Raw genomic sequence first — 558 nt, forward strand, 5'->3', positions numbered from 1 at the left:
GTTGGTCATCGACTTAGCGCCGCAAACCGTCCCTAAACGCCCACTCAGAGGGCGTTAAGTCCGTTTCTGATAGCGGCCACGTCCGGGTTGGGCAAGGAGTCCCTGACGAACGAGTCGTCCCGGGCGGGAGCGGGTGACGTTGATCGAGGGCTCGTCGGTGGGCAGGCCGAGGAATTCGTGTAGGTCGCGAACCCGGAAGACCTGCCCGGGGTGCTCGTTGAAGGCGGTCACGATGCGCTGGTAGACGGTGGCGGTCTCCGCAGGGGCCGGCGCGTGGTCGGGCAGGGCGAGGCCGTCGATGACCTTGCCGGTGGTGACGATCTCGGCGAGGCGGGCCTCGACCTCGGCCAGGGCACTGGTGAGTTGCTCGATCTGCCCTCGCAGGCCGTCGGCTCGTGCGGCGGTCTCGTCGTGTTCGGCCTGCAACAGCCGCAGGAGTTCGGTGACGTTCACGCGGCCAGCTCGACGTCGTCGCGCCAGGCGGGGCTGGGGGTGGTGAGGCGGCGGAGCATGCCGGCGGTGGAGGCCCAGTAGACGCGGGAGGCGGCGTTGTCGGGC

At 69.4% G+C, this 558-nt stretch carries 1 protein-coding gene and 1 pseudogene; both read right to left on the reverse strand.

Translation table 11 applies throughout. The features are described 5' to 3' along the window. Positions 1-54: 54 nt before the first annotated feature. The gene (locus C2142_RS37595; RefSeq protein WP_174315828.1) at positions 55-453 is read right to left on the reverse strand and encodes a hypothetical protein; all 399 of its coding nucleotides are present in this window, start codon (positions 451-453) and stop codon (positions 55-57) included. Continuing rightward, positions 450-558, reverse strand: a pseudogene (locus C2142_RS42105) (IS5/IS1182 family transposase); the annotation flags it as partial. The gene C2142_RS37595 and the pseudogene C2142_RS42105, both read right to left, overlap by 4 nt.

The sequence above is a fragment of the Streptomyces sp. CB01881 genome, assembly GCF_002953255.1.
Lineage (GTDB): Bacteria > Actinomycetota > Actinomycetes > Streptomycetales > Streptomycetaceae > Kitasatospora.